General features: G+C 62.3%; 21 protein-coding genes and 1 tRNA gene. 15 read left to right on the top strand and 7 right to left on the bottom strand.

Annotation, left to right across the window (positions count from 1 at the left end; genetic code table 11):
- The first annotated feature begins 70 nt into the window (after positions 1-70).
- From ACQY4V_RS16850 to ACQY4V_RS16835, 4 genes are all read left to right on the top strand, one after another.
- Positions 71-1,174, top strand: a complete 1,104-nt coding sequence (locus tag ACQY4V_RS16850; RefSeq protein WP_428513645.1) for an ABC transporter ATP-binding protein — start codon at positions 71-73, stop codon at positions 1,172-1,174.
- A 115-nt stretch (positions 1,175-1,289) separates the two neighbouring features.
- A complete protein-coding gene (locus ACQY4V_RS16845; protein ID WP_428513643.1) occupies positions 1,290-2,402 on the top strand; it encodes an extracellular solute-binding protein in 1,113 nt (370 codons plus the stop codon).
- An 88-nt stretch (positions 2,403-2,490) separates the two neighbouring features.
- Positions 2,491-4,230, top strand: a complete 1,740-nt coding sequence (locus tag ACQY4V_RS16840; protein WP_428513641.1) for an ABC transporter permease — start codon at positions 2,491-2,493, stop codon at positions 4,228-4,230.
- Between the two features lie 2 nt (positions 4,231-4,232).
- Positions 4,233-5,462, top strand: coding sequence for an ABC transporter permease (locus ACQY4V_RS16835; protein WP_428513639.1), 1,230 nt, complete (start codon positions 4,233-4,235; stop codon positions 5,460-5,462).
- Positions 5,463-5,517: 55 nt separating this feature from the next.
- Here the strand turns inward: ACQY4V_RS16835 and ACQY4V_RS16830 are convergent, their stop codons facing one another.
- Positions 5,518-6,906, bottom strand: a complete 1,389-nt coding sequence (locus ACQY4V_RS16830) for a citrate lyase subunit alpha (protein ID WP_428513637.1) — start codon at positions 6,904-6,906, stop codon at positions 5,518-5,520.
- Between the two features lie 29 nt (positions 6,907-6,935).
- Positions 6,936-7,802 carry a branched-chain amino acid aminotransferase gene (locus ACQY4V_RS16825; protein ID WP_428513635.1) on the bottom strand — a complete coding sequence of 289 codons (867 nt, stop codon included), beginning with the start codon at positions 7,800-7,802 and terminating at the stop codon, positions 6,936-6,938.
- A gap of 156 nt (positions 7,803-7,958) precedes the next feature.
- On the opposite strand from ACQY4V_RS16825, the gene ACQY4V_RS16820 reads away from it, so the two are divergent.
- The 6 genes from ACQY4V_RS16820 to ACQY4V_RS16795 all read left to right on the top strand — a co-directional run bounded on the left by ACQY4V_RS16820 (position 7,959) and on the right by ACQY4V_RS16795 (position 13,743).
- Positions 7,959-8,456 (top strand): MarR family winged helix-turn-helix transcriptional regulator, encoded by a 498-nt coding sequence (locus ACQY4V_RS16820; RefSeq protein ID WP_222451860.1) that lies wholly within the window; start codon positions 7,959-7,961, stop codon positions 8,454-8,456.
- Positions 8,453-9,154, top strand: a complete 702-nt coding sequence (locus ACQY4V_RS16815) for a response regulator (protein WP_152494196.1) — start codon at positions 8,453-8,455, stop codon at positions 9,152-9,154. The genes ACQY4V_RS16820 and ACQY4V_RS16815 overlap by 4 nt, the downstream gene beginning before the upstream one ends.
- Positions 9,155-9,477: 323 nt before the next feature.
- On the top strand, positions 9,478-10,881 hold the full coding sequence (leuC, locus tag ACQY4V_RS16810) for a 3-isopropylmalate dehydratase large subunit (RefSeq protein ID WP_428513632.1): 1,404 nt from the start codon (positions 9,478-9,480) through the stop codon (positions 10,879-10,881).
- Positions 10,881-11,486 (top strand): 3-isopropylmalate dehydratase small subunit, encoded by a 606-nt coding sequence (gene leuD / locus ACQY4V_RS16805; RefSeq protein WP_428513630.1) that lies wholly within the window; start codon positions 10,881-10,883, stop codon positions 11,484-11,486. The genes leuC and leuD overlap by 1 nt, the downstream gene beginning before the upstream one ends.
- 362 nt (positions 11,487-11,848) lie before the next feature.
- Positions 11,849-12,682: a hypothetical protein gene (locus tag ACQY4V_RS16800; protein WP_152494193.1), complete on the top strand. Its 834-nt coding sequence runs from the start codon at positions 11,849-11,851 to the stop codon at positions 12,680-12,682.
- A 110-nt stretch (positions 12,683-12,792) separates the two neighbouring features.
- Positions 12,793-13,743 carry an endonuclease/exonuclease/phosphatase family protein gene (locus ACQY4V_RS16795; RefSeq protein ID WP_428513628.1) on the top strand — a complete coding sequence of 317 codons (951 nt, stop codon included), beginning with the start codon at positions 12,793-12,795 and terminating at the stop codon, positions 13,741-13,743.
- Here the strand turns inward: ACQY4V_RS16795 and ACQY4V_RS16790 are convergent.
- The gene (locus ACQY4V_RS16790) at positions 13,707-14,636 is read right to left on the bottom strand and encodes an epimerase (RefSeq protein WP_428513626.1); all 930 of its coding nucleotides are present in this window, start codon (positions 14,634-14,636) and stop codon (positions 13,707-13,709) included. The genes ACQY4V_RS16795 and ACQY4V_RS16790 overlap by 37 nt on opposite strands.
- Positions 14,637-14,744: 108 nt before the next feature.
- Here ACQY4V_RS16790 and ACQY4V_RS16785 point away from each other — a divergent pair, with 108 nt between their 5' ends.
- From ACQY4V_RS16785 to ACQY4V_RS16775, 3 genes are all read left to right on the top strand, one after another.
- Complete coding sequence (locus ACQY4V_RS16785; protein ID WP_428513624.1) at positions 14,745-15,629, top strand: LysR family transcriptional regulator; 885 nt, start codon at positions 14,745-14,747, stop codon at positions 15,627-15,629.
- Positions 15,630-15,687: 58 nt separating this feature from the next.
- Complete coding sequence (gene leuB / locus ACQY4V_RS16780; protein ID WP_428513622.1) at positions 15,688-16,794, top strand: 3-isopropylmalate dehydrogenase; 1,107 nt, start codon at positions 15,688-15,690, stop codon at positions 16,792-16,794.
- A gap of 124 nt (positions 16,795-16,918) precedes the next feature.
- Positions 16,919-16,995 (top strand) — tRNA-Pro (locus ACQY4V_RS16775).
- A gap of 122 nt (positions 16,996-17,117) precedes the next feature.
- Here the strand turns inward: ACQY4V_RS16775 and dctP are convergent.
- From dctP to ACQY4V_RS16755, 4 genes are all read right to left on the bottom strand, one after another.
- Positions 17,118-18,203 (bottom strand): TRAP transporter substrate-binding protein DctP, encoded by a 1,086-nt coding sequence (gene dctP, locus ACQY4V_RS16770; protein ID WP_222451908.1) that lies wholly within the window; start codon positions 18,201-18,203, stop codon positions 17,118-17,120.
- 26 nt (positions 18,204-18,229) lie between these two features.
- The gene (locus tag ACQY4V_RS16765; RefSeq protein ID WP_428513620.1) at positions 18,230-19,555 is read right to left on the bottom strand and encodes a TRAP transporter large permease; all 1,326 of its coding nucleotides are present in this window, start codon (positions 19,553-19,555) and stop codon (positions 18,230-18,232) included.
- Entirely contained in the window at positions 19,552-20,085 is a 534-nt protein-coding gene (locus ACQY4V_RS16760) for a TRAP transporter small permease subunit (protein WP_428513618.1), read from the bottom strand. Before ACQY4V_RS16760 ends, ACQY4V_RS16765 begins: the two co-directional genes overlap by 4 nt.
- Positions 20,086-20,295: 210 nt before the next feature.
- Positions 20,296-21,336 (bottom strand): zinc-dependent alcohol dehydrogenase family protein, encoded by a 1,041-nt coding sequence (locus tag ACQY4V_RS16755; protein WP_428513616.1) that lies wholly within the window; start codon positions 21,334-21,336, stop codon positions 20,296-20,298.
- Between the two features lie 85 nt (positions 21,337-21,421).
- On the opposite strand from ACQY4V_RS16755, the gene ACQY4V_RS16750 reads away from it, so the two are divergent.
- Together ACQY4V_RS16750 and ACQY4V_RS16745 are read left to right on the top strand one after the other, a co-directional pair.
- Complete coding sequence (locus ACQY4V_RS16750) at positions 21,422-22,186, top strand: hydroxypyruvate isomerase family protein (RefSeq protein ID WP_428513614.1); 765 nt, start codon at positions 21,422-21,424, stop codon at positions 22,184-22,186.
- 54 nt (positions 22,187-22,240) lie between these two features.
- Entirely contained in the window at positions 22,241-22,735 is a 495-nt protein-coding gene (locus tag ACQY4V_RS16745; RefSeq protein ID WP_428513612.1) for a rhodanese-like domain-containing protein, read from the top strand.

Genomic DNA, 22,735 nt, shown 5'->3' with positions numbered 1-22,735 from the left:
GGCGGAAACTGGCTTTATTTCCTGCTAAACGCGGAACAACCGCGACGAAAAAACATATGGGGAGACACTCTTGACCGAATCGCAAGCGAGCGATGCGTTTGTCGCATTTGATCGTGTTCAGAAAAGCTACGACGGCGAAACGCTGGTCGTGAAGGATCTGAACCTTTCCATGCCCAAGGGCGAGTTCCTGACGATGCTGGGGCCGTCGGGGTCCGGCAAAACCACCTGTCTGATGATGCTGGCGGGATTCGAAACCGCAACGCATGGCCGCATTCTGCTCGACGGGGTGTCGATCAACGATATCCCGCCGCACAAGCGCGGCATCGGCATGGTGTTCCAGAACTACGCCCTTTTTCCGCACATGACCGTGGCCGAGAACCTCAGCTTTCCGCTGGAGGTTCGCAAGATCGGCAAGTCCGATCGGGAGGCCAAGGTAAAGCGCGCACTGGACATGGTGCAGATGGGCGCCTTTGGCGGCCGCCGCCCGGCACAGCTTTCGGGTGGTCAGCAGCAGCGGATCGCACTGGCCCGCGCGCTGGTGTTCGAGCCGGAGCTGGTTCTGATGGACGAGCCCCTTGGTGCCCTCGACAAGCAGTTGCGCGAGCACATGCAGTTCGAGATTACCAAACTGGCGCATGATCTGGGCATCACCACCGTTTACGTGACGCACGACCAGACCGAGGCGCTGACCATGTCGGACCGCGTCGCGGTGTTCGACGATGGCCGCATCCAGCAGCTGGCGCCGCCGGACGAGCTGTACGAGAGCCCGCAAAACAGCTTTGTCGCGCAGTTCATCGGCGAGAACAACACGCTGGAAGGAACCGTCAAGGAGATCCAGGGCGGTCTTGCGCAGGTGCAGCTGGACGATGGCGGGATCATCGACTGCAAGCCGGTCAACGTCAGCGAGGTCGGCGAACGTACGCGCGTCTCGATCCGGCCCGAGCGTGTCGAATTCGACAAGAAACGTCTCAAGGAAGGCACCCACACGATCAAGGCCGAGGTGCTGGAATTCATCTACATGGGTGACATTTTCCGCACCCGTCTGAGCGTGGCGGGCAACGACAATTTCGTGATCAAGTCGCGGAACGCGCCGGACCAGACGCGGCTGACGCCGGGCGAGACGATCGAGATCGGCTGGCTGCCCGAGGATTGCCGCGCTTTGGATGCGAACTAGGAGTTTATAGGGATTCGGGCGGGCCACCGCGCCGGCCCGGATAGAACGAGGTCCGCATGTTGTTCCCGTGACATGGGGCCCGAAAGGTAAACGGGAGTACTTTTGGGAGTATGACATGAAACTGACGAAAACACTTATGGCGACGACCGCACTGACGGTTGGTGCTGCGTCGGCTCACGCACAGGAAATGACGGATTCGATGACCATCGTTTCCTGGGGCGGCGCCTACCAGGCGAGCCAGCAGAAAGCGTATGCCGAGCCGTACAAGGAAATGAACGAAGGCCTGGAAGTCATCTGGGACGAAAGCTCGAACGAGGCCGTGGCCAAGCTGCGCGCCATGGACGAGGCCGGCAACATCACCTGGGATGTCGTCGACGTCGTGGCCGCCGACGCGCTGCGCCTGTGCGACGAAGGCCTGGCGATGGAAATCGACCCCGAGGAAGACCTGGCCGCGGCACCCGATGGCACCTCGGCCGAGGAAGATTTCGGCGAGCTGCTGGTGGGTGACTGCTTTATCCCGCAGATCGTCTATTCGACCACCTTCGGCTATCGCACCGACATGGTGCCGGAAGGCGTGGAAGCGCCCAACGACATCTGCGACGTGTTCGACCTGGAAACCTATCCGGGCAAGCGCGCGCTGGAAAAGCGCCCGATCAACAACGTCGAATGGGCACTGCTGTGCGACGGCGTCGCCAAGGAAGAAGTCTATGACGTCCTGGCCACCGCTGAAGGCCAGCAACAGGCGCTGGACAAGCTGGCAACCATCAAGGACGAGGTGATCTGGTGGTCCGCCGGTGCCGACACGCCGCAGCTTCTGGCCGATGGCGAAGTCTTCATGGGCTCGACCTACAACGGTCGTCTGTTCGCCGCGATCGAAGAGCAGGATCAGCCGATCGGCATGATGTGGGACGCGCAGGTGTTCGACCTTGACGGCTGGATCATCCCCGAGGGCCTGCCCGAAGACCGCCTGGCACGTGCCAAGGACTTCATCATGTTCGCGACCGACACGCAGCGTCTGGCGGACCAGGCCAAGTACATCTCGTACGGTCCGGCCCGTGCCTCCTCGGCACCGCTGGTGGGTCAGCATGCGGAACTGGGCATCGACATGGCGCCGCACATGCCGACCGATCCGGAGAACGCCAAGAACACGTTCCTCTACAACTACGAGTTCTGGGCTGACTACCGCGACGACATCGACGCCAAATTCCAGGCGTGGCTGGCGCAATAAGCGGTTCGCTTAGAGATACCTGGAAGGGCCGTCCGCGGCCCTTCCACACAGACAAAAAACAAAACAACAAACTGCCGACGGGGACTTTATGAGCGATGTGACTGACGCCACGACCGGCAAGGCGGCGCCCACGCCCGATGACGGGCTGCGCATTGCGGACAGCAACGAGGGCGGCCCGGTTCTGGCTGCCGACGGTACGCCGCTGAAGAAAAGCCTTTCGCGGACCTTGCGCCGCCAGAAGATGCGGGCGTTGCTGCTTATCGCTCCGCTGCTGATCTTCGTCCTCGTAACCTTTATCGTGCCCATCGTCTCGATGCTGCTGCGGTCGGTCGACAACACTATCGTGCCCGATACCCTGCCGCAGACGGTCAGCGCGATTGCAGAGTGGGACCCGACCGCAAGCGACCTGCCGGACGAGCCGGTCTACGAGGCGCTCTACTACGACCTGTTCCTGGCCTCCGAGGCGAAGGAGCACACCAAGCTGGGCACGCGCCTGAACTACGAACAAACAGGCCTGTCCTCGCAGTTCCGCTCTGTCGGACGCGACCTTGACGAGATCGGCGAAGACCAGATCGACGCGCTTGAGGATCTGGCCGAGGACACCTGGGATAATGAGGCGTTCTGGTTCGACCTGATGCGCGGCGGCGAGAATGCCGAGAACACCGACCAGGACGTGCTGGACCGCGCCCGTGCCCGGCTGCGAGCCCTGACGGGCGATGCGTTCACGGGCGGCACCGGCTTCCTGCCCGGAGCGGAGATTTCCGCGCTGCTGCCGCGTACGGCCTATGAATACGCCAGTTTCGCTGTCTTTACGGCCATTGCCGAAGAAGACGTGGTGGCCGAGGAAGAGCCCTGGGAGTCGGTCAAGATCGCCCTGATTCAGGAATTGCAGGCCGGTGCCGATGTGGCGTCCTACAATGGCTTCGGTGCCGAGGAACTGCGCGCGGCGCAGGACGTGCTGGCCGACCAGCCGCAACCGACCTTCAAGGAAGCGTTTCTCGAGATCGACCAGGGTTGGGGCAATCCGCAGACGTGGAAGACGCTTTACGTCTACAAGTCGCCCTACACGTCGGGATATTTTCTGAACGCGGCGGATTATCAGCTTGGCTTCGACGGGGTCGAGGCGCGGCCCGAAAACCAGCAGATCTACATCAAGCTGTTCATGCGCACGCTTTACATGTCGCTGATCATCACCGGCAGCTGTATCCTGTTGGGCTATCCGGTGGCATGGATCCTCGCCAACCTGCCGCTTCGCACGGCCAACGTGCTGATGATCCTCGTGCTGCTGCCATTCTGGACGTCGCTTCTGGTGCGGACCTCCGCCTGGAAGGTGCTGTTGCAGCAACAGGGGGTCATAAACGAGATCCTCGTCTGGCTGGGCTTCGTGGATGACGCGAACCGACTGATATTGATGAACAACGCGACCGGCACGATCATCGCTATGACGCATATCCTTCTGCCGTTCATGATCCTGCCGCTCTACTCGGTGATGAAGACGATCCCTCCGTCCTACCTGCGCGCGGCCAAGTCGCTGGGCGCGACCAACGTCACGGCCTTCTGGCGGGTCTATTTCCCGCAATCGGTGCCGGGCATCGGGGCGGGCTCGATCCTCGTGTTCATCCTGTCTATCGGGTACTACATCACGCCCGAGATTGTGGGCGGCACCGACGGTGTCTTCATCTCGAACCGAATCGCCTATCACATTTCGAGTTCGCTGAACTGGGGTCTTGCTGCCGCACTGGGAACGATCCTTCTGGTCGTCGTTCTGCTGCTCTACTGGTGTTACGACAGGATCGTCGGCATCGATAACGTCAAGTTGGGGGGCTAGTCATGACTGATCAAGACGATGGCTACACAGTCACCATTCCGCGCCCGCCGCTGACCGGGTTCACCCTTCCGCTGACAGCGGTATTGGGCGCCATGTTCGGCTTTGTGGCGGGCAACGTCTATGGCCAGCCCTGGCTTGGCGCGCTTGTCGGCGCGGTCATCGGGGCCGGCATCGCGGCGTTGGCGCATCAGATGTCACGTCAGCGCACGCAGACCCGGTGGGGCATCATCGTGGCCTTCGCGGTTGCCGGCTTTCTCGCCGGCGGTCTCGGTGCGGCAATTTCCGGGGTTATTATAGGCGCGGTGCTCAGTTGGTTTGCGTACTGGCTCGACACCGGCGATTACCGCAAGAACGTGCCCATCTACTACACCCCTGGGCAGGTGCTGTGGCACAACACGTTCCTTTTCATCTGCGGCTTCGTGTTCTTCTTCCTGATCGCGCCGCTCATTCCGGTGATGTGGCTGAGCTTCAACGCCGAGAACTTCTTTACCTTCACGCCCGAGATGCTGAACTTCCAGGCCGAGGGCTATTCGCTGAAGCACTACCGCGACTTCCTCGGCACGGACGAGTGGATGACGCCGCTGAAGAACTCACTGATCATCGCGCCCTTCGCGACGTTCATCTCGGTCAGCCTCGGCACGCTGGCGGCCATCGGCCTGTCGCAAAGTCACGTTCCGGGACGTCAGGCGATCATGGCGATCCTGATCTCGCCGATGATCGTGCCGCTGATCATCTCGGCCACCGGCATGTTCTTTTTCTACGCACCGCTGGGCAACTGGCTGGAGGCGAATTTGGGGCTGGACCAAGCCTTCGTGGGCTACGTGAAGGTGATCCTGGCGCACGCGGCACTGGGCGTGCCGTTCGTGATCATCACGGTGACGGCCACGCTTGTCGGCTTCGACCGCTCGCTGACGCGGGCGTCGGCCAACATGGGGGCGAACCCGGTGACCACGTTCTTCCGCGTGCAGATGCCGCTGATCTTGCCGGGGGTGATCTCGGGCGGGCTCTTTGCCTTCATCACATCTTTCGACGAGGTGGTGGTGGTGCTGTTCGTCGGTTCGGCACAGCAGCAGACTCTGCCGTGGCAGATGTTCACGGGCCTGCGCGAACAGATCTCACCGACGATCCTTGCGGCGGCCACGATTCTCGTGACGATCTCGATCCTGCTGCTGACGACGGTAGAGCTGTTGCGCCGCCGGTCCGAGCGCCTGCGCGGTCTCAGCCCGGGCTGAGACAGGGACATGACCAAAGGGGAAGCCGGGTCACTGTGCCCGGCTTTTCTTTTGCTTAAGGGTACAGCGCGCGCACGTGGTCGATCACCGTGCCGTCCGGGGACTCGCATTCCGCAATGACGCGTTCAACGAACTTGGGCGTTGCACGTTGCGTGGCCTGCGCTTTGGCCTTGCGGCGCAGGTCGTCGAGAGATGTCAGAGGCAACCCGGCGCTCTTCGCGGCCCGCGCCAGATCTGGGGCAGCGGGGGAGATGGCGATACCTTCTTCCGTGACCACGGCGCCGATCGTGTGGCCCGGTGTGGTGAGACAGGTCAGCCGTTCAACCAGCTTGGGAAATCCGCCTGCGCACAGCGGGGTCGTCACGATGGCCAATTTCGCGCCCGCCGCGGTGTCGGCATGGCCGCCAGATCCACCGATGATACGCCCGTCGCTGGCACAGGTTACATTGACGTTGAAATCCATGTCGACCTCCGCCGCGCCGAGGATCATCACGTCGAGGCGCGAGGCGGCGCTGTCCGGATTGGCGGGGCTGGCGTAGTCCCAGGCGGACATGGCGTGATGCGCGGCATCGTTTGCGTAAGAGGCGATGGCGGCCCCGTCGAAGGCCTGAACGTCCAGAAGGCGCCGGAACAGACCCGAATGCAGTTTTTCGACCAGAGGCCCGGTGATGCCGCCCGCCGCGAAATCGCCGGTGACGCCCCGGTCCGCCATGATCGGCGCCAGGCTGCGGGCGACCGCGAGAGACGTCCCACCGGCGCCGGTCTGGAAACTTAAACCGTCCTGCAGAAGGCCGCTGCAGGCTATGAGGCGGGCGGTCAGGTCGGCGATGGCCTGCCCTTTGGCCGACGGCGTCCGGGCGGTCGTGCCGGAGGCCACTTGTCGCGCATCACCGATGCTGTCGACGGTGACGACGAGATCGACCTGCTCGGCCGGGATGCACACACGTGGCAAGTCATAGACATAGTGATCGGTGACAGCCGTGACGAAGCGGGCGTGGGCAGCATCGACCATTGCATACCCCAGCGGGCCGCAGGCGTTCGGGCCCGCAGCTCCGCCGAGGTTACGCTCTGTGTCCACTGCCGGTGTCGCGATGAACGCCGCGTCGATCTTGAGCCGGCCCGATGCAATGGCCTCGGCCCGACCGCCATGGGTTTGCAGACGGACGGGATGAGGCGGATGTCCGCGCTGCACCGCTTCGGCAAGTGGCCCGTTCATGTAGGACGTGGTGATCCGCGTGACGGTCCCGTCTTCAAGGAACGGGATCAGCGCCGCATGACAAGGAAAGATCGAGGATGGCGCGATGTGCAGGTTGCGCAGGCCCATGTCCGAACAGGCCTGTAAAACCTGACGCATCACATCGTCCCCGTTCCGGAGGTGATGGTGAAACGACAGCGTCGCACCGTCCGACAGGCCAGCGGCCTCGATTGCGGTGCGCACGCTCATGCGCCGTCATGCCACGCGAAGGCCAAGACCTACGCGCGCACCAGTTTCTCGTAGCTTTCAGCGATATCGCGGGTCAGCGCGCCGACCTCGAAATTGTAGTCGCCGATCTGGCCAACGGGCGTCACCTCGGCGGCGGTGCCGGTCAGCCAGCATTGCTCGAAGCCTTCCAGTTCCTCGGGCATGATGTGGCGCTCGTGCACCTTGACCTGACGATCCTTCAGCATGCCGATGACCGTCTGGCGGGTGATGCCGTTGAGGAAACAGTCGGGGTCGGGCGTGTGCACCTCGCCGTCCTTGACGAAGAAGATGTTGGCGCCGGTCGCCTCGGCCACGTAGCCGCGATAGTCGAACATCATCGCGTCTGAACAGCCCTTCGCCTCGGCGGCGTGTTTGCTGAGGGTGCAGATCATGTAAAGACCGGCGGCCTTGGCGTGGCTGGGGATGGTTTCGGGGCTGGGACGTTTCCATTTGGAGATGTCGAGCTTGGCACCCTTCATCTTGGCGTCGCCGTAATAGGCGCCCCACTCCCAAGCGGCAATGGCCAGGCGCACGGGGTTGCGGGCCGATGCGACGCCCATGTCCTCGCCGGCACCGCGCCACGCGACTGCGCGGACATAGGCGTTGTCGAACCCGTTGGCCTGAAGGACCTCCATCTTGGCAGCTTCGATCTCGTCGACGGTGTAGGGGATCTCGAAATCAAGTTGGCGGGCGGAATAGTGCAGGCGTTCCGAGTGCTTGCGGCTCTCGAAAATCTTGCCGTTGTAGCACCGCTCGCCCTCAAAGACGGAACTGGCGTAGTGCAGGCCATGGGTCAGGATGTGCACATTCGCGTCCCGCCACTCGACCAGCTTGCCGTCCATCCAGATCTTGCCGTCGCGATCGTCATATGCTGCCATTTCCGCCTCCTCAGCCTGGCCTCTTTCCATTTGTTGCGCTGGAAACGTCCGAAGTGGACATAAAATTGCGCAGAAACTGCGATTCGCTACCAGTTTGATCTTGGAATGTCAACAAGGCTGACTTATCTTGGCGCCGTATGTGACGGGAGGGCGAACATGGCCGAGGCGCATGGCGGCGAAAACCTGTTGTTCCTGACGGACGAACAGTTGCGACAAGGCATAGAGGCGATGTTCTTTGCCTATCGCGGTTTCACCGCAGATCCCGACCGTATCCTGGCCACGATGGCGTATGGCCGGGCTCATCACCGCGCGCTTCACTTCATCGCGCGCCGTCCCGGCACGACGGTGAACAATCTGCTGGGTATTCTGGGGGTCACCAAACAGTCGCTCAACCGGGTCTTGCGTACGCTGATCGAGGATGGGCTGGTGGAAAGCCAGCAGGGAAAGACGGACAGGCGTGAGCGTCATCTGACGCTGACGGACAAGGGGCGCGGACTGGAACAGACGTTGTCCGATGCACAAAGAGCCCGGATGCGGGCGGCCTATCGCAAGGCGGGACCGGAGGCCGTGGCGGGTTTCCGGCAGGTGCTCGAAGCGATGATGGACCCGGATATGCGGCGGAAGTATCATGCGATACGGGAGGCTGACACATGAACGATCCGGCGCCGCACCTTCTGATCGTCGATGACGACGAGCGCATCCGCGACCTGTTGCGCAAGTTCCTTGCGCGAAACGGGTTCCTGGTGTCTGTGGCGCGTGACGCGGATCACGCGCGCCGCGTGCTGTCGGGGCTGGAATTCGACCTGATCGTGATGGACGTAATGATGCCGGGCGAAGACGGCGTTTCCCTGACGCGGTCGTTGCGCGAAACGATCGACACGCCGATCCTTCTGTTGACTGCAAAGGGAGAGACGGAGGAGCGCATCGCCGGGCTGGAGGCCGGTGCGGACGACTATCTGCCCAAGCCCTTCGAGCCGAAGGAACTTCTGCTGCGGATCAACGCGATCCTGCGCCGGATGCCGGAGGCCGAGCCCGAACATGCAGCCCCCAAGGTTCTGAGCATGGGGCCCGTGCGGTTCGACATAGAGCGGTCCGAGCTGATGCGGGGCGAGGACATGATCCGGCTGACGGCGACGGAGGTTCAGCTGATGCGGATATTTGCGGAGAACCTGCGCGAGCCGGTGAGCCGCACCAAGCTGGTCGAAGACCTGGGCCGCGACAGGGGCCAGGCGCAGGAGCGGGCCGTGGACGTTCAGATCACGCGCCTGCGGCGCAAGATCGAGTCCGATCCGAAACAGCCGCGATACCTGCAAACCGTGCGCGGCGAAGGCTATATGCTGGCGCCGGACTGACCCGTGATCTGGTTGTGCGGCTGCGCCGCGCAGGTTTGGTGAATTGGGGGCCAGCCCCCAGGGTTGAAGCGCAGCTTCAACCGAACCCCCGGGATATTGATGGCCAGAGGAAGAAGCGGTTCGGTCCGCGGGCCCGTTGTGCTCTTGATAGACTCGGGGCGGGGTTGTATCTGACACTCATGATACGGGTTTTCGACATGGACGATCGGGCGCGCCTGCCCTGGCGGTTCTTCGGCGCGGCACGCGCGGTTCTGGCGCGTCTATAGGGCGACGCCCTTCGACGAATTGTTATGAATTTCCACTGACACGACGGGAGAGGACCGATGTCCCCCAAGACACTCTATGACAAGATATGGGATGCCCACCTGGCGCACGAGGCCGAGGATGGCACCTGCCTGCTTTATATCGACCGGCATCTCGTGCACGAGGTGACGAGCCCGCAGGCCTTTGAAGGGCTGCGCATGGCGAACCGCAAGGTGCGCGCGCCGGACAAGACCATTGCCGTGCCGGATCACAACGTGCCGACCACCGAGGGGCGCGAGAATCCCGAGGCGATGCCCGAGGACAGCCGCATCCAGGTGGCCGCGCTGGACAAGAACGCCAAGGATTTCGGCATCCATTATTACCCGGTCAGCGACGTGCGGCAGGGCATCGTTCATATCGTCGGCCCCGAGCAGGGCTGGACCCTGCCGGGCATGACGGTGGTCTGCGGCGATAGCCATACCGCGACCCACGGCGCGTTCGGCGCGCTGGCGCACGGCATCGGTACGTCCGAGGTGGAGCATGTGCTGGCCACCCAGACCCTGATCCAGACGAAGTCGAAGAACATGAAGGTCGAGATTACCGGCAAGCTGCGCCCCGGCGTGACCGCCAAGGACATCACCCTGTCGGTCATTGGCCGCACCGGCACCGCGGGCGGTACGGGCTATGTCATCGAGTATTGCGGCGAGGCCATTCGCGACCTTTCGATGGAAGGGCGGATGACCGTCTGCAACATGGCGATCGAAGGCGGCGCACGCGCTGGCCTGATCGCGCCCGATGAAAAGACCTTCGAGTACATCAAGGGCCGGCCTCATGCGCCGAAGGGTGCACAATGGGAAGCCGCCATGGACTGGTGGAAGACGCTTTATTCCGATGACGATGCGCATTGGGACAAGGTGATCACGATCAAGGGCGAGGATATCGCGCCGGTGGTCACCTGGGGCACCAGCCCCGAGGATGTGCTGCCCATCGACGGAGAGGTGCCTGCCCCCGAGAGCTTTACCGGTGGCAAGACCGACGCGGCCCGGCGTGCGCTGGAATACATGGGCCTTACGCCCGGTCAGAAGCTGAAGGATATCGAGATCGACACGGTGTTCATCGGGTCCTGCACCAATGGCCGGATCGAGGATCTGCGCGCCGCCGCTGAGATCCTGAAAGGCAAGAAGATCAAGGTGAAGCGGGCGATGGTCGTGCCCGGCTCGGGGCTTGTGCGCGCCCAGGCCGAGGAAGAAGGGCTGGCCGAGATATTTACCGAGGCCGGCTTCGAGTGGCGGCTTGCAGGCTGTTCGATGTGTCTGGCGATGAACCCTGACCAGTTGCAGCCTGGTGAACGGTGCGCGGCCACGTCGAACCGCAATTTCGAGGGTCGGCAAGGCCGAGGAGGGCGCACCCACCTGATGAGCCCGGCAATGGCCGCAGCGGCGGCGGTGACCGGCAAACTGACCGACATCCGGGAGATCGTGTGATGGAAAAATTCGTGAAACTTACCGGCGTCGCGGCGCCGATGCCGCTGGTCAATATCGACACCGACATGATCATTCCCAAGCAGTTCCTGAAGACGATCAAGCGGTCGGGCCTGGGCGTGAACCTGTTTGACGAGATGCGGTACGACGACAATGGCGACGAGATTCCGGAATTCGTTCTGAACCAGCCGGCCTATCGCGAGGCCAAGATCATCGTGGCCGGGGACAACTTCGGCTGCGGGTCGAGCCGCGAGCATGCGCCCTGGGCGCTGCTGGATTTCGGCATCCGCTGCGTGATCTCCACCAGCTTCGCCGACATCTTCTACAACAACTGCTTCAAGAACGGCATTCTGCCAATCGTTCTTCCGCAGGAAGAGGTCGACAAGCTGATGGACGACGCGGAGCGCGGATCGAACGCGGTGCTGACTGTTGACCTGGAAAGCCAGGAAATCACCGGCCCGGATGGCGGCACCATCGGCTTCGACGTCGACCCCTGGCGCAAGCACTGCCTGCTGAACGGGCTGGACGATATCGGCCTGACGATGGAAAAAGCTGCGTCGATCGACGCGTTCGAGGCCAAGGCCGCGACGCAACGCCCTTGGGTCTAACCCCCCAAAGAAAGCGATGTGCCGGCCGCCATCTGCGGCCGGTGCAATCTTGAGATTAAAAGGTTAATCAAAAGAACAACTAATATTAATGAATTATTGTGGGGGCTTAGCCTGAACCCCCCACATCTTGGGTGTGAACACAACGGCGCCTCAAATCCGTCAGCTTATTGATGCAAACCGGCACCACCCTCACCATCAAATCGCCGAAAATTCTAAGTCTAACGAACTGGTGTCTTGAGCCGGATGGTGAAAGAAGGCAGAAATTGGGCAAGAATGAGGCAAGCCGTCATAATCGACGGACCCGAATTGGAACAATGTCGCGGCATCGAACCGTGGCAGGCCAGTTGTAAGGGAACCGGGCAGTGGTTTCGCAGATCATCAGTGCGCTGACGCGTGCAATACTCGTGGCCTTGCTGGTGGCAACACCGGCGCTTGTGCTGCCGTCGGTCGCGACGGACACCGCACAGATTGTCGTGGTGATCGCGCTGCTGTTCTCGTTGCTTACTTTCATCGAGTATTTCGGCCGCTATCCCAGCATCGTCGAATTCCGGTTCGCTCCGCCATTCAATCGTTTGAAGTTCCTCGCGCTGGCACTTGTCGTGGTGGTGCTTTCGTTGATCGCGCGCGGCAAGATCGAGCCCAGCCCAATCACCCTGATCCTCACCTACTTTGCGCAGACCCTCGGCAATGCGATGGATTTTCCGTTCTCGCCGGTGCGATTGGTCGTGCTGATGCTCCCGCCGGATGCCAGCCTGGACCTTGCCAATTCGGTGCGGATCGCGGCTGCCGTGGCCTATAGCGTGTCCCTGGTGATGGTGCTGGTCTTCGTTATCCTGGTGCGGCTTCTTGGATGGCCCATGCGCAACGGCGCGTTCAATGTGTGGGTCAACCTGCCCTTGTTCGATCCGACGCGCGGCGGCGACATCGTCGACAGGCTGCGACGCGACTCGGGTCTTAACATTGTGTTAGGAGCTTTGCTGCCATTCTTGATTCCGGCAATCGTGAAGGCGGCGTCACTGGTGATCGAGCCGGTGTCGTTTCAGAGCGAACAAACATTGATCTGGATGATGACCGTATGGGCTCTTCTTCCCGCAAGCATTCTCATGCGTGGTATCGCATTGATGCGCGTGGCCGAACTGATCGAGGAAAAGCGCCGCCGGGTCTATGCAAAGGCGGAAGGTTTGCAGAACGCCTAAGCGCGGCGCTTCTGGCGCTGATTGCGGCGATCTCACCCGCGGCGGCCGAAACAACCGTTCGTATCGCGACGTTCAACACCGAACTCGCCCGCGAGGGCCCGGGACTGCTGTTGCGCGATATCCTGTCCGAAGACGACCCGCAGGTCGAAAGCGTGGCCCGGCTGATTGCACGCGCAACGCCGGATATCATCGCGTTGCAGGGTATCGACTACGATCACGATCTGATGGCAGCGCGCGCCCTCGTGCAGCGAATCTCTGCGCACGGGCACGATTTGCCGCATGTTTTTGCGCTGCGGCCCAACACGGGCATGACCACCGGACTGGATCTCGATGGCGATGGACGAAAGGGCCGGCCCAGGGATGCGCAGGGTTACGGCACATTCGCAGGGCAGGGCGGGATGGCGGTTCTGTCACGGTTTCCCGTCGTCACCGAGGATGTGCGCGACTTCAGCGACATCCTGTGGCGCGACATGCCGGAAGCGCTTTTGCGCCTTGAGGACGGTACGCCACTTTTGCCGGATCGTGTAAAGAAGGTGCAGCGCCTCTCGACCGTGGGACACTGGGTCGTGCCGGTTCGGATCGAGGACCAAACGCTGCGTCTATTGACCTTTCATGCCAGCCCACCGGTGTTCGACGGGCCGGAAGATCGAAACGGGCGGCGAAATCATGACGAAATCGTCTTTTGGCCGAAGTACCTTGATGGCGCTTTCGGTGACCGGCCGGAGCCGCACTTCGTGCTGGCAGGGGATGCCAATCTCGACCCGGTCGATGGGGCGGGACGCAAAGCAGCGATCCGGTGGTTACTTGCAGACGGCCGGATGACCGACCCCAAGCCGATGCGACCGGCCGGTGTGGCGCAAGGCGACGAGCATGACGGCGACCCACGACTTGATACGGTGGACTGGCCAGGTCCCGATCCGGGGTCGTTGAGGGTCAGCTATGTATTGCCTTCGGCGGATCTGGAGGTCCTGAACGCGGGGATCGTCACTGACGGTATGAATGCGTCCGTGGAGGACGCCAGTCGTCACGGACTTGTCTGGGTCGATCTTTTGCTGAAGTGACATGAGCGGCATCGTGTCGGGCGGGCTGTTCTGCGCCAAGGCGCGACGACCTGGGTCAGCGCCTCGTCCAAGGGTGTATCCCGATAGTCCGGACATAGTTCGGCCAGGCGTTCGGATTGCAGGCTGTGCGGTAGGTCCCAGAGATATCGCATCTCGAGCAACCCGCGCGCCAGCGGCCAGAACGGCGCGGCCAGCCGCAGGGGAAGCCAGTTCATCCGGTGTACCTTGATATCGTGGTGGAGAGCCTGCGATATGTGCTGCGCGAATTGATAGCCGGTTATCGCGTAACCGGGGAATATGATTTCCTTGAACTGGCCGAGATTGATCTTGCGTCGGGCGAGATGCTCCGCCGCGCGGGCCAGATCGGGCAGGAAGGCCCATGCGTGCAAGGCGTCCGCGTCACCCGGATAAAGCAGCTGACCCCGGCTTGAGCGCGACATCATGACCTTGTCGAGCCATCCGCCGTCACGCTCGGTGTCGAGGAAATCCCCGGAACGCAGAAGAATCGTCTGTACGCCGCTGTCACGGTAGCTTTGCTCGACCTGTTTGCGAATACGCCCCAGCGCTGTGGGAGGCGCCTGACGCGACGTTTCGGACCATGGTTTTGCGGTGTCGGGCCCGTAGACATACACGTTCCCGGGAAGAAGCACGGCAGCCCCGCTGGAGCGGGCGGCGGCCTGGATCCTCGCGTGAAGACCTGGAAGCTCATGCTCCCAGAGGTGATAGGGCGGATTCCAGGCGGCGACGATGATATCGGCGCCCTGCGCCTGTGTCATCAGGTCGTCACGGGCGCGATCAAACAGCCGCACGGTCCAGCCTGCGTTCCAGAACGCATCGGACGCGTGACGCCCGAACCGTCCGGTGGCGCCGAGAACAAGAACGGTCTTCTGCATCAGATCGCACCTCGTGCTGCTTGGATTGACCTCAGGTTAGATAAATACATGAGAATAGGAATTGCCAAAATTTGCGCATTCGCTATTCATTCGTGAATGGTAAGTCGCATGTCAGATATTGACTGGTCGCTTGTCCGGGCCTTCCTTGCGGTGGCGGAAAAGGGCTCGCTTTCGGCGGCCGGGCGCCTTTTGGGGACGAGCCAGCCCACCCTGGGCCGCCAGGTCCGTCAATTGGAAGACCTGCTGGGCCAAGTCCTGTTTCATCGAAAACCCAAAGGGCTGGAATTGACGGCAAACGGGCAATCCCTGCTGGAGCCCGCACGGAACATGCATCGCGCCATGATCGATATCGAATTGACCGCTGCCGGCCAGCAGACCGAGGCAACCGGGACCGTACGGATTACGGCGAGCGATACGGTATCGGTCTACATTCTGCCGCCGATCCTTGCCGCGCTTCATGCAGATCATCCCGGGATCCGCATCGACGTCGTGCCGTCCGACAGCAGCGAGAACCTGCTTTTCCGCGAGGCCGATATCGCCGTGCGGATGTATCGCCCCGAGCAGCTCGAACTTGTTGCCCGGCATCTGGGGGATTTCCCGCTCGGTCTTTTCGCCTCGCGCAGCTACTTGCAAAAGGCCGGGCGCCCGCGCACGATCGCGGAGCTCTTCGATCACCCGGTCATCGGGTACGACCGGAACGAGGAGATCATTCGTGGCATGCAGGAGCGCAACATGCCGGCCTCGCGCGATATGTTCGCGTTTCGCTGCGACAGCCACACGGTCGGCTGGGAAATGGTGCGCGCCGGATGTGGCGTCGGGTTCGGGATGAAGGCACTGGGCGCATTGCACGGCGATGTCGAAGACCTGGATTTCGACATCGACCTGCCAAGCCTCCCGGTCTGGCTTGCCACCCACCAGGCGCTTCGGCACACGCCCCGTATCGCCGTGGTCTGGGAGGCGCTGGCCAGCGGATTGAAACCCCACCTTTCTTGACCCTTCCCGCGCGTCAGGCTACGCGGTGGCAACAGTCAGGATTTGGAAAGGATTCCGCATGAGCACTCCCTCGCTTCTCATTCTGCCCGGCGACGGGATCGGCCCCGAGGTCATGACCGAAGTGCGCAAGGTCATAGACTGGTTCGGGTCCAACCGCGGGATGGCCTTTGACGTGAGCGAGGATCTGGTCGGCGGCGCGGCCTATGACAAGCATGGCAGCCCATTGCATGACGACACGATGGCCAAGGCGCAGGAGGTGGACGCGGTTCTGCTGGGCGCCGTGGGCGGGCCGAAATACGACAACCTCGATTTCTCGGTCAAACCGGAGCGTGGCCTTTTGCGTCTGCGCAAGGAGATGGACCTGTACTCGAACCTGCGCCCGGCGCAGTGCTTCGACGCGCTGGCGGATTTCTCGAGCCTCAAGCGCGACGTGGTCGCGGGCCTCGACATCGTCATCGTGCGGGAACTGACCAGCGGCATCTATTTCGGCGAGCCGCGCGGGATCATCCAGGAAGGCAACGAGCGGGTGGGCATCAACACGCAGCGCTACACCGAGTCCGAGATCGACCGGGTCGCACGCTCGGCCTTCGAACTGGCGCGGCGGCGCTCGAACAAGGTCTGCTCGATGGAAAAGGCCAACGTGATGGAATCGGGCATCCTGTGGCGCGAAGTGGTTCAGAAGGTGCATGACGAGGATTACCCCGATGTCGAGCTGACGCATATGTACGCCGATGCCGGCGCGATGCAGCTGTGCCGCTGGCCCAAGCAATTCGACGTGATCGTCACCGACAACCTGTTTGGCGACATGCTGTCGGATGCCGCCGCGATGCTGACCGGCAGCCTTGGCATGTTGCCCTCGGCCAGCCTGGGTGCGCCGATGGCCAATGGACGGCCCAAGGCGCTGTACGAGCCCGTGCACGGCTCGGCACCGGATATCGCGGGGCAGGGCAAGGCCAACCCGATCGCGTGTATCCTCAGCTTCGCCATGGCGCTGCGCTACAGCTTCGACCAGGGGGACGAGGCCAAGCGCCTCGAGACGGCGGTCGAGAAGGTGCTGGCCGACGGCCTGCGCACGGCGGACCTGCTGGGCGAAGAGGGGGTTCAACCCGTCACCACCAGCGAGATGGGGGACGCCATCGTAGCGGCGCTGTCCGACAGTCTCTGAACGGTCGGGCGCGGCCCGCGCAAAGCCAAGCTGACGCGACGCCTCGGCTGGGGCGTCTTTACTCAGAGAGGCGATTCCGTCCTTGCAAATGAAAGGGCGCTTATGTAATCGGCTGTCTCACGGACGGAGTGTAGCTCAGCCTGGTAGAGCACTGTCTTCGGGAGGCAGGGGCCGGAGGTTCGAATCCTCTCACTCCGACCAATGACAAAAGGCGCCCCGAGAGGCGCCTTTTTTCGTTTTTACCAACAAGATGCCGTTAACTTTCGGCTGCGCTGCGAATGCCCGCCGGGCAGCGGACATTCCATTCAGTCTGGTTCAGGCGGTCAGCCTGCGCAGTCTTGCAGTGCAGCCACGTCCGGGCCGTTGGGTGTGCGCCCGAGGTTGAACGGCGCGGAGGCATCGCGCCACTGGGCGTAGTCCTCCAGGTACTGGACCATGCTGAGATAGACCTTGGCCGAGTTCGGGTTCTCGCACGCGGTCTCGACGATGACTTCGTTGGCCATCTCCTGAACTTTCTCGAGGGTCGCGTCGTCATAGCGGTTGATCTCGACCGCGTCGTCGAACTTGGCATAGGCTTCGGTCGCGCGCTTTTCGGTGAAGGCCAGCGACCACAGCAGCGTGGCGTCCGCCGCGATCTGCAGTTTCTCTTGGGTCTCGGGGCTAAGCGCGTCCCAGGCCGACTTGTTGATCATCACACCGAAGACCGAAGCAGACTGGTGCCAGCCGGGCGTCGCCCAATACTGGGTCACCTGTTGAAAGCCGCCGGACCAATCGACGTTGGGCGTCGAGAATTCAGCACCGTCGATCACGCCGCGCTCGAGCGACTGGTAGATTTCGCCACCGGCCATCGATACCTGGTTGCCGCCCAGACGCTCCAGCAGTTTGCCCTGCTCGAGGCCGGAAAGCCGCAGACGCTTGCCTTGAAGGTCTTCCAGTGTGACGATCGGCTCGTTGGTGCGGAAGCCGGATTCGTTGTTGGTCACGCCGTAGGGCAGGTAGACCATGTTAAACTGGCCGTAGATCTCGTTGTAGAGCTCGGCGCCACCCCATTGCTGGATCCAGTTCACGTAGTCCACCGCGTTGAACAGGCTGGGTGTTGTGGCCAGCGGAGAGAATGCCGCATCGCGGCCCGCCCAGTAGCCCGGCCAGTCGGCGCCGGCCTGAATCGTTCCCGATTCCACCGCGCCGAACACCTCGCCCGACGGCACAAGCGCGCCGCCCTCGAAGAACTCGATTGTCAGTTCCCCTTGGGTCAGCTTGTTGGCGAGGTCGACAAAATGCTTGTCGGTCTCGATCAGTTCCAGGGAGGACGGCCACGTGGTGGTCATCGTCCAGTTTTCCTGCGCCGTGGCCTGTCCGGCCAGCGCCGTCGCGGCTGCGGCCGCAAGTGCGAATGCCTTGGTAGTCATGGTATCTCCCTTTTCCATGGTTTGGGTTACTGGGTGTAAATGACGTCGGGCAGCCACGTGACCAGTGCCGGGAACACGGCGACCAGCACGCACATCACGACGATCAGGGCGATGAACGGCAGCACGCCGCTTATGATCGAGCCGGTGCGAAGCTCCGGTGGCGCAATGGCCCTGAGGTAAAACAGCGCGTATCCGAATGGCGGGGTCAAGAACGAGGTTTGCAGAACGACCGCCATCAGGACGACGAACCACAGCAGGTTCACATCGGGCATTTCCTGGATGATCGGCAGAAAGATCGGAAAGGACAGAAGCACGATCCCGGTCCAGTCGAGGAATGCGCCAAGGATGAACACGATCACCATCATCATAGTGATCAGCATCCAGGGCTCCATGTCGAGGGTGCGAATGATCTCCTGCGTCGCGCGCAAGCCGCCGGTGATGTTGAAGACGCCGGTGAACGCCGTCGCTCCGACCACGATGAACAGGATCATTGCAGAGGTACGACCGGTTTCAAGCATCGCGCCGTAGAAGCTGCCAAGCTGGAACCGGCCCCGCGCGATCACGATGAGAAGGGCCAGGGCGGCGCCGATTGCCGACGCTTCGGTCGCCGTGGCGATTCCTGCCAGAAGCGAGCCGAGGATGCCGAAGATCAGGACCAGCGGCGGCAGCGCCTCGACCAGCAGCATCCGCAGAAGCGTCGAGCGTTCGACCTTCTCGTCGGGCTCTACCGCCGGGGCAAGATCCGGTCGCAGGACGGAAATGATATAGACATAGACCGCATAGCTCAGCCCGAGAAGGACACCGGGAATCATGGAGCCTGCAAACAGCTCGCCAACGGAAAGGGGCGAATAGCTGGCCATCAGGATGAGCATGATCGATGGGGGAATGAGGATGCCGAGACAGCCCGAGGCGGCAATAACCCCGGCCGTCAGCGAAGGCGCATACCCGTATTGAAGCATCGGACGCAGGGCCATGACGCCCATCACCGTGATCGAGGCCCCGATGATGCCCGTCGTGGCGGCCAGAAGAATCGAGATGAAAACGACCGCCAGGGCAAGCCCGCCCCGCACCTGGCTGAGCAGCAGGCGCAGGGTTTCGAACATTCGGTCCGTCACGCCGGAATCCGAAAGAAACCGAGCCATCAGGACGAACAGCGGAATGGCGATAAGCGTGTAGTTGTCCAGGACGTCACCGAAAATTCGGTTTATGACGATGCCCAGAACCATGGGCTTGCCGGCTATGATCGCAGTCAGCACGGCCGTCCCGCCCAGAACGAATGCCAGAGGGTGCCCAAGGAACAGGCCCGCGAGCAGCAGGCCGAACATCAATACCGCGATGTACTCGGGATTCATTGATGGCCCTCCTGCCGGTCGAATATGATCTTGAGGACTTCCGAGATGCCCTGCAGCAGCAAGAGGCCTGCCGCTGCGCACATCGCCAGCTTCAGCGGATAAACCGGCATCTGGATGGCGCCATATGTCACTTCGCCCTGCGCGAAGGAGCGCATCGCAAACTCCCACGAGCGGGTCAAAAAGACCCAGGCGAACGGGAAGAAAAAGATAACGTAGCCCACGAGGCTGATGATGCGTTGCGCACCGTGGCCAAACCGTTCCGTCAGGATGTCGACCCGGACATGCGCATTGTGCCGCAAGGCGTAGCCCCCAAGCAGAACAAAGTAGAAGCCGAACAACTGTTTCGAGACATCGAAGGCCCAGCGGGTCGGTTCGCTGAACACGTAGCGCAGAACGACGTCGTAGATGATGATTGCGGCGAAAACGATGGCCAGAACCGAAACGATCCTCCCGACGATTTCATTCAAGCCATCAATGGCACGCACCAAGAACACAGAAATGTCTCCTCCCGAGTGATCCGCGAATGTCATGGTGCCTGGAAACCATGATCCCCGTGTCGGGTCAGACCATCGGATAAACCACATAGAAGTGCAAGCAATCGCGTCAAGTTATATAAGGCCATGTTTTCACTTCAAAATTCATATTGACCTTGCGCCGCGGCGGCTTTGGTCAGCAAGGCGCACAGGTTGTCACCTGGGGAGTCGCGCCCATCGGGGCGCGCTGGCTGCGCCGGGCAAAGATCAGAATTCAGTGATCACCGTGGCGCCGACGCCGGCAAAGCTGTCCATTTCCGTGAGGGCATCAATGGAGGCTTCGAGCGTGATGAGATCGCCGATCAATTTTTCCGGGTCCAAGACGCTCGATTGGATCATTGCCAGCATCGCGTCATAGCGGTGTGCCTGCATGCCGTGACTGCCCAGGATTTCCAGCTCGTCGCCGATGACCCGGGCCATCGGGGCGGCGGGCGTGGCCTGGTCCGCCAGAAGCAACCCAACCTGGACGTGCCGTCCGCGCTTCCTCAGGTTCATGACCGAGTTGAAGAAGGTCGTGGGATGGCCGAGCGCGTCGAGCGAAACATGCGCGCCGCCGCCGCTGATGTCGCGGACGGCGCTCACCACATCCTGAACCTTGGTGGCATTGACGGTGTGGGTCGCTCCGCAAGCCTTGGCCTGCGACAGTTTCTCGTCCGAAATATCGATGGCGACGGTTTGCGCGCCGATCGCGCGCGCGATCATCAATGCAGACAGCCCGACGCCCCCGCATCCATGCACCGCAACCCATTCGCCGGCACGCGTGCGTCCCTGATCGACGACCGCGCGAAAGGCTGTCGCGAAACGGCACCCCAGGCTTGCCGCGGTCTCGAAGGACAGGGTATCGGGCAGGGCGACGAGGTTCAGATCAGCCTGGGCAATGGCAACGTACTGAGCGAACGAGCCCCAATGGGTGAACCCCGGCTGGAATTGGTGGTGGCAGACCTGCTGGTGGCCCGCATGGCATTCGGGGCAAGCGCCGCAACCGCCGACGAAGGGAACTGTTACCCGGTCTCCTACCTTCCACCGCGTGACGTCAGGCCCGACGGCGGCGACGCGTCCCGCCAGTTCGTGGCCGGGCACATGCGGCAGGGTGATATCGGGATCATGCCCCATCCAGCCGTGCCAATCGCTGCGGCAGACGCCGGTTGCGCCGACCTCGATCACCACGCCTTTCGCGTCGGGTTCCGGGTCCGGAACCGTCACGATTTCCGGCCGCGCCCCGAAGGCCTCGAACATCACGGCTTTCATGCTGTTTTCCCTTCTGCGCAGGAGTATCTATACTGGCGGTCTAGCAGGTCGCATTCGACTGCAACAGCCGATAGAGACACCTTCGATGCCACGTTTTTCCGCAAACCTGGGGTTCCTGTGGACGGGTCTGGACCTGCCGCGAGCGGTTCATGCCGCGGCGAAGGCCGGGTTCGACGCGGTCGAGTGCCATTGGCCCCATGATACGCCGCCAAAGAGCCTCCGTGCTGCGCTGGATGCCACCGGGCTGCCGCTCCTGGGGCTGAATACAACGCGCGGCGACCACGAGAAGGGCGATTTCGGTCTGAGCGCCGTTCCCGGCCGCGAGGCCGAGGCGCGCGACGCGATCGACGCGGCCCTGGCCTACGCCGAGATTGCAGGCGCCGAGGCCGTTCATGTCATGGCGGGCACGGCAGAGGGTCGGGCGGCGGAAAAGACGTTTCGCGACAACCTGGAGTACGCATGTGATCGGGCACGCGGCCGAATGATCCTGATCGAGTCGATCAACCCGTTCGACGCCCCGGGCTATTTTCTTCAATCGCCGGACCATGCGCGACGTGTGATTGCGGATGTGCGCGCGCCAAACCTCAGGATGATGTTCGATTGCTACCACGTGGGCAGGCTCGGACAGGATGTTCTGACCCAGTTGAACGACGTGTTCGAGCATGTCGGACACATCCAGTTCGCGGCGGTGCCCGACCGCGGCCCGCCTGACCATGGCACGCTCGACTACTCGGTGCTGTTCCGTGAGTTGGATGCGCTGGGCTGGCAGCGTCCGCTCGGCGCGGAATACAGGCCCGGGGGTGATACGGACGCGTCGCTGGGTTGGCTGGCCCGCACCAAGGCACTGTAACATCTCATCACGCCAGTCGGCTCGCCCATGACAGGTGGCAGAACGGGGCGTATGATGGATGCAATCAGCAAGGACGAAATGATGCCCGGAACGCCCAAGCGGACCATGTCGCGACGGACCGTCATTGGCGCGGGCCTGATTACCGCGGTCGCTGCCGGCGTGGGATACCGCGTTGCGTCACATCAGCGCTTCGACGGGTCGGAGCTTTCCGTACGAGACGCCCTTGAAGCGGCGCAGGCCGGAGATGTCTTTCTTGTCGATATTCGCACGCCCGAGGAATGGCGTCAGACCGGCATCGGGCAGGGCGCGCACCCGATTGACATGCGCCGCAGCGATTTCATTGCAGCTCTCGACAGTGTGACGGGCGCGCGGAAAGACGCTCCGATCGCCTTGATTTGTGCACGCGGTGTGCGGTCCGCCAGGCTGGGACGCGCCCTGGTGAATGCGGGCTACACGAATATCGTGAACGTGCCGGAAGGTATGCTCGGCTCCCGCGCCGGGCCCGGCTGGATTGCCAGCGGACTTCCGGTCACGAGCTACGACGGGTAA

The sequence above is a fragment of the Roseovarius sp. genome, assembly GCF_965277045.1.
Classification (GTDB): Bacteria; Pseudomonadota; Alphaproteobacteria; order Rhodobacterales; family Rhodobacteraceae; genus Roseovarius.
Note: the sequence above shows the minus strand (reverse complement) of the source record. Positions and strands in the feature narration are given on the sequence as shown.